We start from the raw sequence: 13,882 nt of genomic DNA, 5'->3' as shown, positions 1-13,882 counted from the left end.
GGACCATCGAGATCTACACTTATGCGATCGTCGGCAGCGTCAGATGTGTATAAGAGACAGTCGACACCCCGACTGCGCCCCTACCCCCGGAGAACGGCCAACCGTGAAAACCGACACCCTTGGCGCCGCCTGGCGATTCGCAATAGTCGCGACCGTGTGCCTGCTGGCGGCCTTCGGAATGATCGCCGTATTCGGTCAGCTGCGCTTCGACCGCGAGACGATCTACCGCGCCGAATTCACCAACGTAAGCGGGCTGAAGGTCGGCAACTTCGTTCGCGTCGCGGGTGTGGAGATCGGCAAGGTCCGCAACATCGCGATCCGGGACAGCAAGATCGCCGTCGTCGACTTCGGCGTCAGCAAAGACGTCGCGCTCACGTTGGGAACCAAGGCCGTCGTTCGCTACCAAAACCTCACGGGTGAGCGCTATCTCGCGCTGCAGGAAGGCGCCGGTGGGCTGGCCGCGCTGCCACGCGGCGGCACGATTCCCATCGACCGGACCGCGCCGGCCTTGGACCTGGACGCGCTGATCGGCGGACTCAAGCCGTTGTTCCGCGCTCTGAACCCCGATCAGGTCAACACGTTGACACAGCAGCTCATCGGCGCCTTGCAAGGCGAAGGGCCGACGGTCGGCTCGTTTTTGCGCCAGACGGCGGTGTTCACAAGCACGCTGGCCGATCGCGACGCGCTGATCGGAGACGTCATCACCAACCTCAACACCGTACTAGGCTCGGTGAGCGATCAGAGTCGGCAGTTGGATACGGCAGTGAGCACGCTGTCCGATCTAGTTGGTGCGCTGGCGGCACGCAAGACCGACGTCATGGATTCGCTGTCGGCACTCAACACGTCGTCGGCGACCTTGGCAGACCTGTTCACCCAGATTCGCCCGCCCCTGACGAAGTCGGTGACCCAGGCCGACCGAGCGGCGGCAATCGTGGTGGCCGACCACGACTTCTTCCAAGACTTCCTGTCTCGATTACTGCCCACGTATAAACTGCTGTCCCGCCAGGGACTCTACGGCGACTTCTTCAACGCGTATATGTGCGAGCTGGTGCTCAAAGTCAACGGCAAGGGCGGTCAACCGACCTATGTTCGGGTGGCCAGTCAGACCACCGGGCGGTGTGCACCGAAGTGAAGAGGCCATCTGAGTACAACCCCAAAATAATCGGCGTGATCGGCACATTGACCGTGGCCGCCCTTGTCGCTCTGGCACTAGGCTTCAAGCACCTTCCGTTCGTGGACTCTGATCGGCGCTACACGGCCTACTTCGCCGAGGCAGCGGGACTGACCCCGGGCTCGCCGGTGCAGGTCGCCGGGTTCCGAGTCGGCGAGGTCACCGACGTCAGACTCGACGGACCCCGGGTGCTGGTCGAGTTCACCATGGACGACAGCATCCATCCCGGTGATCGCACCGCGGCTGCGATCAAGACCGAGACCCTGCTGGGCACTCGGTTGGTCGAGGTGACCACACACGGCGACGGCCGCCTCGACGGTCCGATTCCTTTGCAGCGCACGACATCTCCCTATGAGCTTCCGCAGGCGCTCGGTGACCTATCTCAAACCATCGCGGGCCTCGACACCAACAAACTCAACGAGTCGCTGACCACACTGGCCGAGACGTTCAAGAACACTCCGGCTGACTTGCGGACGGCCGTCGAGGGCATCTCTCGATTCTCCGACACGCTCAACAAGCGCGACGAACGACTTCGAAACCTGTTCGCCGACGCCAACAAGGTCACCGGCGTGCTCCGAGAACGCAGTGATCAGATCGTGGGCTTGGTGAACGACACCAACTCGCTACTCGGCGAATTAAGCGGCGAAGCCACCACCCTGACTCAGTTGTCTGGGAATATCTCCGCACTGGCCCAACAGATTTCGGGGTTGGTGGCAGACAATAAGTCCACGTTGCGTCCGGCGTTGGAGAAGGTAAATGGTGTGCTGACGATGATCGACAACCGCCGCGACGACCTCATCAAATCGATTCACCTGATCAGACGATTCAGTTTGTCGCTCGGGGAGTCAGTGTCCGCAGGGCCATTTTTCCGCGAATATCTGGCGAACCTGGTGCCGGGTCAATTCTTTCAGCCGTTCATCGACGCCGCATTCTCCGACCTCGGGCTGGATCCCCACACGCTGCTGCCCTCCCAGCTGACCGATCCCCAGGTGGGCCAGCCGGCGACGCCGGCGCTGCCGGTCCCCTTTCCTCGCACCGGTCAGGGCGGGCCTCCGCGACTGACGGTGCCTGACGCCATCACCGGTAACCCGGGCGATCCGGGATGCGGTCCACCAGGTTTGCCCCTGCCGGGACCGAGCGGCTGTTACCCCTACCGCGAACCGATGCCCGCGCCGCCACCCGGGGGGCCGCCGCCGGGGCCGCCAGCTGGCTATGATCCCGCGGCACCGGCGGAGAACCTTCCGCCGCCCACGCCGGTCGAGGTCAATTCCCCGAATATGATTCCCGACTTCCCGCGACCGGGACCGACGCCATGACCCGACACAACGTCAGCCGCCCAACGGTCCGCATCGCTTTGGCCGTCACGCTGGTCTGCGCGTTGGTCGGCGGTGTCTGGCTGACCTTCACGGCAGTCCAACGCAGCGAGCGGATCCACGTAACGGCTTACTTCGCCAACACCAACGGCCTGTACGTCGGCGACCAGGTGCGCATTCTGGGAGTACCGGTCGGCGAGATCGAGAGCATCACCCCGAGCCCAAATCGCGCCCGGGTTACGTTCTGGTACGACGCCAAGTACACCGTCCCGGCCGGGGCCGGCGCGGCGATACTGTCACCTGGATTAGTCAGTGCACGCGTTATCCAGCTGACGCCGCCGTACACCGGCGGCCCCAAAATGGCTGACAACGCGACCATCGCCCAGAGTCGCACCGCCGTTCCGGTCGAGTACGACGACCTCCGAGAGCAACTGGCCAAACTCAACCAGACACTGCAACCCACGCAAACCGGCGGCGTCGCTCCCGCTGGGCAGCTGATCAACACCGCCGCCGACAATCTGCGCGGGCAGGGCGCCCAGATCCGCGATGCGCTTACCAAACTCTCCGAAGCGATCTCAGCAGTCGGAGATCACAGCGGAGACATTGGGGGCACGGTCAAGAATCTGTCGGTGCTGGTCTCCGCGCTGCAGTCGAGCAGTGACGTGCTGGCGCGCCTCAACGGCAACCTAGCGACTGTCACCGGCTACATCGCCCAGGATCCCAAGGCGATCGGCAACGCGGTCCGTGATCTGAACACCGCACTGGCGGACGTGCAGACATTCGTCGCCGATAACCGCGAGACCCTTGGCACGACAGTCGACAAGTTGACCTCGCTGACGTCCGCGGTAAAGACCAGCCTTCCCGATCTGAAGGAAGTGCTGCATGTTGGGCCCAACGCATTGGCGAACTTTGCCAACATCTACCGCCCAGCAGCCGCCGCGATAGGAGGCAGCTTCGCGTTGGCCAACTTCGCCAGCCCCATCCAGTTCATCTGCGGCGCCATTCAAGCCGCATCCAAACTCAACTACCAACAATCGGCCAAGCTGTGCGTGCAATACCTGGCACCGATACTCAAGAACCGGCAGTACAACTTTGCCCCGATCGGCACCACGTTCGGCCTTGGCGTGATCCCGATCCCGTTGGGTCCCCTCATTCTGCCGATCCCGGTTCCCATCGTCGGGGCGGCAGCACGTCCGAACGAGATCACCTACAGCGAGGACTGGCTACGACCCGATTATCGTCCGGCTACCCCGCCGCAAGCGGTGCCCCAGCCGGACGGCGCCGCGCCACTGGCCGCCGAACAGACCCAACCCGGGGCCGCTCGGTCAGGGCCACCGGCCGCAACACCTGGGGCCGTGGCCGACGAACCCGCCGCCCAGACCCCCGCGGCTCCATCCGCAGCTGGAGCCGGATCATGATGCCGCTGCGGACACTTCACCGTCTCGCGGCCAGTCTGCTCACCGTCGTGACGGTGTCGGGGTGTGCGTGGCACGGCCTGAACTCGCTGCCACTGCCAGGTACGGCCGGCGGCGGACCGGGCTCCTTCGAGATCAAAGCCCAGATACCCGACATCACCAACATCGAGCCCAACTCCAGAGTCCGGGTGGGTGATGTCACGGTGGGAAACGTCACCAACGTCGCGGTCCAAGGCTGGCATGCGTTGGTGACGATGCGCATCGACGGCGACGTCGACCTCCCCGCCAACGCCACGGCGAAGGTCGGGCAGACCAGCTTGCTCGGCTCCCTGCACATCGAGCTGGCGCCCCCCACAAATGCGACACCGCAGGGCAAGCTCACCAACGGCGCTGTGATCCCGCTGTCGCGAGCAGGAAGCTACCCGACGACAGAACAGACGCTATCGTCGTTGTCGCTCTTGCTCAACGGCGGCGGTCTTGGCCAGCTGCAGGACATCAACGAAGCACTGACCACGGCATATGCAAACGGGCGCGATGCCGATATGCGTCAGCTGTTCGAGCAACTCGACAGGTTCACCGCCAACCTCAACGACCAGACCGGTGACATCATCCGGGCCTCTGAAAGTATCAACGGCCTGGCCAATCAGTACGCCAATCAAAAGCCGGTGATCGAGAACGCACTGCGAACGATTCCCGGCGCTTTCAAAGTACTCGCCGACGAGCGCGACAAACTCGTCGAAACTCTCGACAAGACCGGCAAATTGGCCGATCTCATGAACGCCACCATCGGGCCGACGAAAGACGCTCTGGTGCGAGAGTTGCAGGACATCGGGCCGGTGCTGGAATCCTTGGCCAACGCCGGCCCCTCGCTGACCCGGTCTCTGGTCCAGTTGGGTGCGTATCCATTCAACATCTACAAGCTGCCCAAGACCCTGCGCGGTGACTACGCCAACCTGTCAGTGATCCTCGACCTGACCTTGAACCGCATCGACACCAGTCTCCTTACGGGAACCCGATTCGAGGGCAACCTCACCGAGCTAGAGATGCAGTGGGGCCGCACCATCGGCCAGATCCCAGCCCCGTACACCTCGGGCAATCCGCTAGTCGTTCCCTACCACCTGAATCAGGGGTCATAGCGTGCACCTGGAACGATCGATCAAGATCAGGTTCGCGGTGTTCGCGGTCATCGCGGCGATCTCCATGACGGTCCTGACCGTGGGATACGGCCGCGTCGGCACATCGTTGTTCGGGGCCGACCAATACACGGTCATCGTGCACTTACCGGAGGCAGCGGGCCTCTACGCACGTGCCAACGTGACGTATTCGGGCAGCACCATCGGACAGGTGGAAGACGTCACGCTGACGCCGACGGGCGTCGAAGCTCGCTTGCGGCTCAAATCGACATACCAGGTCCCCGCACAGTCGACCGCGCAGGTTCACAGCCAATCGGCCATCGGTGAGCAGTTCGTGGCCCTGGTGCCCCGCAATCCGGACTCGCGGCCGCTGCGCGACGGCGACGTCATCACCGATGTGACCATCCCCCCCGACATCAACGCTCAACTCGACCTGACCAACCGGGCACTTCTTGCGGTGCCGAAAGGAAATCTGAAGACCCTGGTCGACGAAAGTTACACCGCACTAGGGGGCTTGAGTCCCGAGCTGTCTCGTATCGTCGACGGAGCGAACAATCTCGCCATAGACACGCGCAACAACCTGGCCGACCTGACCAACATCATCGACAACTCCGGCCCACTATTGGCTTCGCAGGTGCAGTCCTCGGATGCAATCACCGCCTGGGCCGCCCACCTTGCCACCATCACTGGTCAGCTCAAGGACCACGACGACGCGCTGTCCGGTGTACTCCGGAAAGGTGGCCCGGCAGCTGACGAGGCACGAGCCCTGCTCGACCGGATCAAACCGTCAGTGCCGGTGCTCTTGGCCAACCTGGTCAGCCTCGCAGACGTGGGGATCGTGTTCAACCCGAACATCGAACAAACGCTCGTCCTCTTCCCCCAGGCGACGGCCCAAATCGGCGCGGTCGCCGTGCCCAACCTAAATACCAAGCAGCCCTACCACGGCGCCATGGAGCAGTTTGCGCTCAACCTGAACCTGCCACCGCCATGCAGCACCGGGTACCTGCCGCCCAGTCAGCGCCGCACTCCCGCTGAAGTGGATGCGCCACCGCGGCCCGAAGGCGACCTGTACTGCCGGATACCGCAGGATGCGCCGTTCAATGTCCGTGGGGCCCGGAATATTCCATGTGAAACCAAGCCGTGGAAGAGGGCGCCGACGGAGTGGATGTGTGAAAGCGATCAGGAATACGTGCCCCTCAACGACGGCAATAACTGGAAGGGCGATCCGAACGCGACAATGTCCGGCCAAGACGTCCCCCAGTTCCCGCCCGGGGTGGTATCCCCCAATCGGCAGGTACCCGTCTCTCCCGGCGGCGCTCCCCCACCGGCGACACCACCGACGGCGTTGGGGATCGCCGACTACAACCCCGTCGACGGAACGTACCTCGGTCCCGACGGTCAGGTGTACACCCAGACCGACCTCGCCGTGGGAGCCCGGGCCCCCACGCTGCGGTCACTGCTAGCTCCCGCCGCTCCCTGAAAGTTGAAGAGTCACAACATGAGCACCCGACGACGACTGGGAGCGGCCGCATCCAAGCCATTGACCGCGGTCGGAGAATTCTTCGCCATGTCGGCCGAAACCCTGTTGCTGATGTTTCGGCCACCATTCGCCTGGCATGAACTGATCCGGCAGGCGTGGTTCGTGTCTCGGGTGGCGATCGTTCCGACCATCATGCTCGCGATCCCCTTCACGGTCATGGCGGTGTTCGTGATCAACATCCTGTTGATCGAGATCGGCGCCCAAGACGCAGCTGGCAGCGGGGCTGCACTCGGCGCTGTCACCCAGATCGGCCCTATGGTTACGGTTTTGGTCGTAGCCGGTGCAGGTGCCACGGCAATGTGCGCCGATCTCGGCGCCCGCACGATTCGCGAAGAGATCGATGCGATGCGCGTGCTGGGCATCGACCCCCTCCAACGGCTCGTCGTCCCGCGGGTGGCCGCGGCAACGATTGTCGCGATCCTGCTCTCCCCATTGGTGACAACCGTCGGGCTCGTCGGAGGATTCGCCTTCTCGGTATTTCTACAGAACGCCACCCCGGGAGCCTTCGCCGGCGGACTCACACTCCTAGTGGGACTTCCCGAGGTGATCATCTCGATCGTCAAATCGGCATTGTTCGGTGTCACCGCCGGGTTGATCGCGTGCTATAAGGGGTTGTCGGTAGGTGGAGGTCCCTCGGGCGTCGGTAACGCCGTCAACGAGACAGTCGTGTACTCCTTCGTCGGTCTGTTCGTCATCAACCTCATCGTCACCGCGGTCGGCGTTTCGGTGACGGCATGACGGTCAGCCACCCCAGCCGCCTGTGGCCGCGGGCCGCCCGGGCCCGGTCGCGAGTGACCCAGAGTTGGCAGCGGCTGGGCACACAGGCGGAATTCTATGCAAAGACACTGCTATCCATCGGTGACGTATTCAGACGCTACCCCGCTGAACTGATCCGCGTCATCGCCCAAATGGGTTTGGGTACGGGCGCACTCGCACTGATCGGCGGCACAGTAGCGATCGTCAGCATTCTGACGTTCTCAGCCGGCGCGCTGATCGCCGTCCAGGGTTACCACTCGCTGTCCAACATCGGCATCGAAGCGTTGACCGGCTTCGTTTCCGCCTACGTCAACGTCCGGCTCATCGCTCCCCTCATTGCCGGCATCGGCCTGGCCGCCACGATCGGAGCTGGCGCCACCGCTCAACTCGGCGCGATGCGAATCAACGAAGAGATCGATGCGCTCGACGTCATCGGAATCCGCTCCATCGCCTACTTAGCGTCGACCCGTGTGGTCGGAGGCGTCATCGTCGTACTTCCCTTATATTGCCTCGCCGTGTTGATGGCGTTCCTTGCCGCACGCCTGGGCACGACCGCGATTTACGGCCAGTCCAGCGGGGTGTACGACCACTACTTCTATACCTTCCTCAACCCGGTGGATCTCGCGTGGTCGTGTATGACCGCCGTGGTCATGGCAATAGTGATCATGTTGGTCCACACCTACTACGGGTTCAACGCGTCCGGCGGCCCGGCGGGGGTCGGTGAGGCCGTCGGACGCGCAGTGCGTACATCCATGATCACCTCCGTAACAGTGGTGCTCGGTGTCACGCTGGCTATCTACGGCCAGTCGCCGGCGATCAACCTGTCCGGCTAGACCCGATGCCCGAATCCGACCCAGACCAAAGGACCGTCGTTGCCCGCACCGACCACGCCGAGGAGCCCGCTGATGCACTTCCAGCCCGACGACATTCCAAGCCTCACCCCGGATCACGGCAGTGGTGGTATGCGCTCGATCCGCGCTGGCGCCACCAACATGGAGATCGGGTACAGCTGGTGTCGCACCCCGGTCGACACCGGACCGTTCTACAAGGGCCTTCCCGACGACACCTGCCCCTGCGATCACTACGGCTACGTGAAGTCTGGGTCTTTTCGGGTGATTTATACCGACGGCTCACAGGAACTGATCGAGGACGGCTCCGTGTACTTCATCCCGAAGGGACATCACTTCATCTATGACGAGGCGTGCGAACTGATCGAGTTCAACCCCCACGACCAGTTGCAGCAGTTAATGCAGCACTTCAACGTCGAGCTCGCCAAGGTCGCCGAGGAAGGCGACGTGGACTCCTACAAACCGAAGCGGTGACAGGCCCGGCGAGAGAGCGTGGCGCGCTCAGTAATGGCCCACCGGGGCCTCGGTGCTCAACGCTAATTGCCATCTCCACCGACGAGCCATCGTCGCCGTGATGTACGACGCAGCCCGCCGATTGTCGACACGAGGTAGGCATCAGTCACACTGAGCACTCCCATGCTGATGCGGCGCCACGTAAGTCTCTGAATGACACCGCAAGTCATTCAATTCGAGCGTGATTTCGAATTCATATACAACAGTCCGGTCTGAACGAAGGGAGCCCTAGGTGATCCTCGATCGGTTGCGATCGTGATCGGCGCAGGAAGAGGAATCGGTCGAGGCGTCGCCGTCGCCCTCGCCCCCTAGCCCGCGCAACTGGATGCAGGCTTCGAGCAACGCTGTGTAACCGTGTACCCGTCCGCCCGACAGTTGGCCTCCGCCGGTACTGATCGGCAGCTCACCGTCCAGGGCAATGCGCTGCCCCCCTTGCAGGAACAGTCCCGCTTCGTTGCGCGGTACGAGCCGGAGCGCCTCGAGCCACCGGACCGCGTAGATACTGAAACCGTCATACACTTCAGCGATATCAACGTCACCGGGTGTCAAATCCAAACGTTCCCACATTATCTCGGCGCATGCTTGGAATCCGCTGGCGGTCCCAATGGCCTCGATCCGCACCGCGCCGGGCCACGCACAAGGACGCGCGCGAGAGATGGCGACGGCCATCGCACCGTCCACTGGTACATCACAGTCGTAGATGCATAGTGGGTCGGAAATCGTCCTCGACTCGAGGTAGTCCTCGACAGTCATCGGCTCCCGATACACCCGGATTGGCGGCCGCGTTCGACCGGCCGACAACCGCAATTTGCGCGAATTGGTCACGACTGGAACCGCTCTCATGCATGTAGCGTTGCATGGCCAACGCACCGTAGGTCGAGCACCCGGCACCGTAGGGCTTGCCCCACGACATCGCATCACGGGTGGAGGCGCTTACTAAAGATTGACGGTCACCGGCTATCTTCTGGGTAGTCGACTCCCACACACAGCGAAAACATGAAACGTGCGAAGCTAGTCCGGCGGCGACCGCCAAGACGGCGCTGGCGACCGTTCCCAATTGCCCCGGCATCTCGTTACCCGCGTTGTGCCATCGCAGATTCAATCCCAGCATCGTTCTGAGGTCCTCGGTGCCGGCGCCGGCTATCGCCGGCGCCGAACCGACTGCGCCTAGATAGCTGGAAACCCTGTCGATGTCCGCCCGGTTCAACCCGGCATCGTCAATGGCCTCGAGGGGCAGCGTCGAGCGCGAGCCGGCGGGGATCGATATCAAGACGGCGACCAATCGAGGACCGACCGATACCTGAAATTACCGCAAGGTCCTCAGCCTTCATTGAGTGAACACCGGTGCTCTGGCTTCGCCTGCTGGTTCGAACGCGACGTGAACCTCCATCCCGACCGTCGGATTCTGACAACCGACTAATGCGCTAAGCAACCGGAGTCCGGGCTGTTCTTCCAGTTCGATCAGCGCCAACACGTAGGGCGGCTCGCGCTGCGGGCCCACTGGTAGCGATTGATGGTAAACGAATGGACAACACCGCGCCCGCTGATCGGCGCCCCACGATATGGCCACTCAAGCATCGAGGACATACCAGCGGCGGCGGATGATGCCATGTCCGGCAATCCTCACAGCGTGCAATCCTCAGTTCTTGTACCGGTCCTCACTCCCAGAAGTCGCGCGAACTATCAGTGACCGTCGGAGCCGGACGGGTTGTCATTTGTCGTCTTTCGCAGGGCTGAAGAACCCACGCGCAGAAAGTAATTCGACGACGTGGTCGGCCTCGGTGTGGAACAGGTGGGCGAACTCCCGCTCGGCGGTTTCTCCTGCGCGTATTGCGATAGCGTGCATGACTGCACGCATACCCCGCTTGTGTATACGATCGGAGCCGGGAACTTCTGCGAAGTAGTTCCCAGGAATGATGCTGCCCGTAATTACGCGTGCCATCGAGACGACGCGGCGAGAACCCGCGGCCAGCACCAAGTGCCGCAAGAACACGTTGTTGCAATCCCATAGTTCATCGGGGTCACTGGTTTTCTGAAGCGCCTTATTGACTTCGACGAGCTGAGCGATCTGTTCGTCGGAACCACGTTCCACTGCGCGACGTGCGCAGAAGCCATAGAACATCCCGATCAACTCGAAATGATCGTACGTCGAGTTCTCGTCGAGACCGATGACGAAGGCTCCCCGGTGGGGTTCGGCGGCCAACCAACCCTCGCTGGCTAACGCGATGACAGCCTCCCGCACGGGCACCCGGCTCACCCCGAGGTGCGCTGCGATCTCGTCTTGAGGAACACGGTCGCCCGCTTCGAGTTGGCGCTCAAAGATCATTCGCCGTATGTGCTCTGCCACCTGGTGGGCGCTTGTGAACCGCAGGGGCGCGGCTGAACGCGTCTGAGCGAGCGTAGTTATCGCGCTTTCCTTCTCCTTAACGTGACCTCCTGCGAAACGCACGTTGGCGGGCCTTAAATGCATCGACGGCATTCGCGTCGTCGCGCATAGACCCTGCGGCAAGATTATATACTTGATACATCATTTGTTGAACCACGAAATGACATGCGGCCACGCATGCTTACCGACAGACCCTACGCCCAGCGTATCGTCGCCGAGACGGCCAACAGGCGAACGGCCAACCGCGGCACAGGACCCGGTAGCGGGAATAGCGGACCCCTGAGTCGTGCGGGCAGCGGTGCGCGCGCAGCCCTAAGACCACTGGAGCCGATAGTGACACGGTTGCCGCGCCGGCGGCTCCGAAGCTGGCGCGCGACACCATACTCAGGCCGGCTCAGCCGGGGGACGGCTGATCCCGAATTTGGGCACCGGTTCCGCTGTGATCCCGTCAGTCGGCGATGACGGCCAGGCCGTCGGTGAGTACCAGGTCGGTGCCACGGGTGGTCTGAAATCCAAAGGTTTTCTGTCCGTTGCCTGGTCACTGCAGGATGCCCACCGGACAGACCAAGCCAGCCCCCCGGCGTACTCAAGAGGAGCGCAGCGCACACACTCGCGCGCTACTGCTTGATGCCGCCATCGACTGCATCGTCGACTACGGCTACGCAGGAACGACCACGCCTCGAGTGGCCGAGCGTGCCGGCGTGACGCTGGGCGCCCGCGGGCATCACTTCGGATCGAAATCCAGCGTGCTCGTCGCGGCGATCCAACACATTGCGGATCGGCGGATCGAGGAGGCGCTGCTCGAGGCTCCACGTATGCCCTGGTGTTAGAAAGCTTTGCGCGGCACCCGGGTTTGCATGCCACCTATCTTCCCGAGAACGTCGCGCTAGACCATTGAGCGGCCGCAATGTCTCACGCACATTCAGCGCTTGGATGGCTGGCGCCACGACCGAGATACCCTTGCCGGCAACGGTGTTCATCGGGTCACCCGCGGTGACCCACTTGCTGACGTCCGAGGCAGCTCGAAGGGATCCAGCAGATAGCCCTGGTGGGGCCGCCAGCTAAGAACGCCAACGGGATATCGTGGCCCATCGCGGCCGACGGAGCCATTAGGTTCTCATAACCCGCGGTGGTAACCCCTATCGTCGCCGTTGCCCAGGTCAGTCCGGACGATGGTCCGACAATCCAAACCACCGCACTAGCGTCGACAGAACCCTGGTGAGCCTCATGTCCAGCCTCGATCGTCCAGTTGCCGTGTGATCAAACCTGCACACATTCGTAGGCCCGACAAGCGGCATCCCGCTAGCCCGGTGGGGGTTGGTAGCCTGCGGCTGAGTTGCGCAGCTGCCATATCTCGGCAGGGCACAGAAGGTTAATCGCATACGAGACAAGGTAATTGGCCGCAAACTCGTCGTTGGGAATCACGTCGCGTTTCACATCGCCCATTACTTGACCGTAGCTCTGGCCTCCGCTGACCTTGTCACAGATACGGTGGCCGTACTCGATGGCTTGGTCAGGGTTGTCAAAGTTGTAGTGGCGCCGCACCATTACGTCATAGGTGTATTCCACTTCCGGCGCTGGCGCGGCATGCGCCCGTGCGGCTAGCGCCGGTGTGGTATCGCCGAGTCCAGCGGCAACGACGACAAAGCCGATGAGCCACTTTCGACGCTTGGCCGCTGATGCCCGAGTGCGCTTGCACCGGTGTAGCAGACGCGCGCCGATCGGTGTCCTATCTCTACACGTGCCGTGCGTACGCTCGAGGCCGTCGCACGGCTTCGAGCCAGGGTTGGAGTTCATGTCATGTTCGCTAAACATGAAGCGATGCTTAGGTTCAACGGCTTCGTCTATTGCGGCGGGTAGGCGGGTGGCGGGCTTACCCCGCGCAGGATCCAGGGCAGCCAGTCGAGGCCGTGTTCGAGCTCGTCGCTGACGTCGTAGTCGGGGCTGGGACCAACGGGAACGTTCTCACCCTGGGTGTTGACCGGCTGCGCTGGCCGCCCATAGACGGCGACCACGACGGTGCGATCCAGGCTGTTCAATGACCACACGCCGATTTGGCTGTTGGCGCAGTTGGACATGATCGCGAAATCTGCGGGGTCGTGATACCAGCGGTTGATCAACTCGATGCCGCTGATGGCCAATGCGGGGTTGACCGCCACGGTTTCGGCCACCTGACCGTGGTAGCCGGCCGCATTGGCGCGGTCTTGCGGAGTCGACCCGTCTGAGCCGATATCACCGTCGAGGGCCCGGTTGTTCAACACATCTTCGGTGTGGCGCTGGGCGGCGAGCTGCAGTTGCGGGTTGGGCCTTACGTCGTTAGTGCAACCCGCCTGATGCTGCATAGTGAAGACATTGGAGACCACGCCGTCATTGAGGCGCTTATTGTTCGGTATGAGCGTGTTGTTGTCGTTATCCGCATGTGCCGGCGTGCCCAGTAGCGCGCCTGCGCCGACGATCACCGAAGCAGCAACGGTCAGCCCTCGACACTTCACGATCGTCTCCCCTATGTCGGTCCGTGACGGCCGACGGCTGGTAGTGGATGCAGCTGCCAAATCAGTGCGGGGCACACTTCGCTCACCGCTTGGTTGACCAGATACTGTGCCTGGAATTCATGGTCGTGTTGAAATTGGTCTTCACGGCGCCGACAAGCTGCGCACAGGGGCGAGATACCGCAACATCGGCGGTGGGAAAGTTGAAGCCTGGCAGCACGGCCCGGAACTAACTGTCCACCGATCAGCAACCGGTCCACCTCGAGGTGAACGACCATCCCGAGAATTCCCCTATCTGCTGATATTTCAGCGTTCTAG

14 protein-coding genes and 2 pseudogenes are annotated in these 13,882 nt (G+C 62.6%); 9 read left to right on the top strand and 7 right to left on the bottom strand.

Going from position 1 to position 13,882, the window contains the following annotated elements:
• Nucleotides 1-103: 103 nt before the first annotated feature.
• The 8 genes from A5782_RS04515 to A5782_RS04480 all read left to right on the top strand — a co-directional run bounded on the left by A5782_RS04515 (nt 104) and on the right by A5782_RS04480 (nt 8,650).
• Nucleotides 104-1,132, top strand: coding sequence for an MCE family protein (locus tag A5782_RS04515; RefSeq protein ID WP_067095741.1), 1,029 nt, complete (start codon nt 104-106; stop codon nt 1,130-1,132).
• Entirely contained in the window at nt 1,129-2,487 is a 1,359-nt protein-coding gene (locus A5782_RS04510; RefSeq protein ID WP_067095747.1) for an MCE family protein, read from the top strand. The genes A5782_RS04515 and A5782_RS04510 overlap by 4 nt, the downstream gene beginning before the upstream one ends.
• Entirely contained in the window at nt 2,484-3,902 is a 1,419-nt protein-coding gene (locus tag A5782_RS04505) for an MCE family protein (RefSeq protein ID WP_064880556.1), read from the top strand. Before A5782_RS04510 ends, A5782_RS04505 begins: the two co-directional genes overlap by 4 nt.
• Nucleotides 3,899-5,035, top strand: a complete 1,137-nt coding sequence (locus A5782_RS04500; RefSeq protein ID WP_369815583.1) for an MCE family protein — start codon at nt 3,899-3,901, stop codon at nt 5,033-5,035. The genes A5782_RS04505 and A5782_RS04500 overlap by 4 nt, the downstream gene beginning before the upstream one ends.
• Before the next feature lies 1 nt (nt 5,036).
• Nucleotides 5,037-6,512 (top strand): MCE family protein, encoded by a 1,476-nt coding sequence (locus tag A5782_RS04495; protein ID WP_082279427.1) that lies wholly within the window; start codon nt 5,037-5,039, stop codon nt 6,510-6,512.
• 18 nt (nt 6,513-6,530) lie between these two features.
• Complete coding sequence (locus A5782_RS04490; RefSeq protein ID WP_064880552.1) at nt 6,531-7,310, top strand: ABC transporter permease; 780 nt, start codon at nt 6,531-6,533, stop codon at nt 7,308-7,310.
• On the top strand, nt 7,307-8,161 hold the full coding sequence (locus A5782_RS04485; protein WP_064880550.1) for an ABC transporter permease: 855 nt from the start codon (nt 7,307-7,309) through the stop codon (nt 8,159-8,161). Before A5782_RS04490 ends, A5782_RS04485 begins: the two co-directional genes overlap by 4 nt.
• A gap of 72 nt (nt 8,162-8,233) precedes the next feature.
• The gene (locus tag A5782_RS04480) at nt 8,234-8,650 is read left to right on the top strand and encodes a hypothetical protein (RefSeq protein WP_064880548.1); all 417 of its coding nucleotides are present in this window, start codon (nt 8,234-8,236) and stop codon (nt 8,648-8,650) included.
• 267 nt (nt 8,651-8,917) lie between these two features.
• Here A5782_RS04480 and A5782_RS04475 read toward each other — a convergent pair whose 3' ends face one another.
• The 4 genes and pseudogenes from A5782_RS04475 to A5782_RS04460 all read right to left on the bottom strand — a co-directional run bounded on the left by A5782_RS04475 (nt 8,918) and on the right by A5782_RS04460 (nt 11,060).
• Nucleotides 8,918-9,442 (bottom strand): hypothetical protein, encoded by a 525-nt coding sequence (locus A5782_RS04475; RefSeq protein ID WP_156623796.1) that lies wholly within the window; start codon nt 9,440-9,442, stop codon nt 8,918-8,920.
• Between the two features lie 574 nt (nt 9,443-10,016).
• The gene (locus A5782_RS27185; protein WP_369815582.1) at nt 10,017-10,259 is read right to left on the bottom strand and encodes an OB-fold domain-containing protein; all 243 of its coding nucleotides are present in this window, start codon (nt 10,257-10,259) and stop codon (nt 10,017-10,019) included.
• A gap of 7 nt (nt 10,260-10,266) precedes the next feature.
• A pseudogene (locus tag A5782_RS27180) lies at nt 10,267-10,332 on the bottom strand (zinc ribbon domain-containing protein); the annotation flags it as partial.
• A 68-nt stretch (nt 10,333-10,400) separates the two neighbouring features.
• Nucleotides 10,401-11,060 (bottom strand): GntR family transcriptional regulator, encoded by a 660-nt coding sequence (locus tag A5782_RS04460; protein ID WP_255360768.1) that lies wholly within the window; start codon nt 11,058-11,060, stop codon nt 10,401-10,403.
• A 563-nt stretch (nt 11,061-11,623) separates the two neighbouring features.
• On the opposite strand from A5782_RS04460, the gene A5782_RS25165 reads away from it, so the two are divergent.
• Nucleotides 11,624-11,905 (top strand): TetR/AcrR family transcriptional regulator, encoded by a 282-nt coding sequence (locus tag A5782_RS25165; RefSeq protein WP_082942775.1) that lies wholly within the window; start codon nt 11,624-11,626, stop codon nt 11,903-11,905.
• A gap of 105 nt (nt 11,906-12,010) precedes the next feature.
• Here A5782_RS25165 and A5782_RS26680 read toward each other — a convergent pair.
• From A5782_RS26680 to A5782_RS04450, 3 genes and pseudogenes are all read right to left on the bottom strand, one after another.
• Nucleotides 12,011-12,260 (bottom strand): annotated as a pseudogene (locus A5782_RS26680) (hypothetical protein); the annotation flags it as partial.
• 117 nt (nt 12,261-12,377) lie between these two features.
• Nucleotides 12,378-12,728 (bottom strand): DUF732 domain-containing protein, encoded by a 351-nt coding sequence (locus A5782_RS04455; protein WP_064880562.1) that lies wholly within the window; start codon nt 12,726-12,728, stop codon nt 12,378-12,380.
• Nucleotides 12,729-12,919: 191 nt separating this feature from the next.
• A complete protein-coding gene (locus tag A5782_RS04450; RefSeq protein WP_064880560.1) occupies nt 12,920-13,510 on the bottom strand; it encodes a CAP domain-containing protein in 591 nt (196 codons plus the stop codon).
• Nucleotides 13,511-13,882: the final 372 nt, after the last annotated feature.

Origin of the sequence: Mycobacterium sp. 852002-40037_SCH5390672 (genome assembly GCF_001665875.1) — a bacterium.
GTDB lineage: Bacteria > Actinomycetota > Actinomycetes > Mycobacteriales > Mycobacteriaceae > Mycobacterium.
Note: the sequence above shows the minus strand (reverse complement) of the source record. Positions and strands in the feature narration are given on the sequence as shown.

What these genes read in the sequence shown, in the direction of transcription:
- A5782_RS04505 (WP_064880556.1), top strand. Translation starts at nt 2,484, where the DNA reads ATGACCCGACACAACGTCAGCCGCCCAACGGTCCGCATCGCTTTGGCC.
- A5782_RS04500 (WP_369815583.1), top strand. Translation starts at nt 3,899, where the DNA reads ATGATGCCGCTGCGGACACTTCACCGTCTCGCGGCCAGTCTGCTCACC.
- A5782_RS04490 (WP_064880552.1), top strand. Translation starts at nt 6,531, where the DNA reads ATGAGCACCCGACGACGACTGGGAGCGGCCGCATCCAAGCCATTGACC.
- A5782_RS04485 (WP_064880550.1), top strand. Translation starts at nt 7,307, where the DNA reads ATGACGGTCAGCCACCCCAGCCGCCTGTGGCCGCGGGCCGCCCGGGCC.
- A5782_RS04480 (WP_064880548.1), top strand. Translation starts at nt 8,234, where the DNA reads ATGCACTTCCAGCCCGACGACATTCCAAGCCTCACCCCGGATCACGGC.
- A5782_RS04475 (WP_156623796.1), bottom strand. Translation starts at nt 9,442, where the DNA reads ATGACTGTCGAGGACTACCTCGAGTCGAGGACGATTTCCGACCCACTA.
- A5782_RS25165 (WP_082942775.1), top strand. Translation starts at nt 11,624, where the DNA reads ATGCCCACCGGACAGACCAAGCCAGCCCCCCGGCGTACTCAAGAGGAG.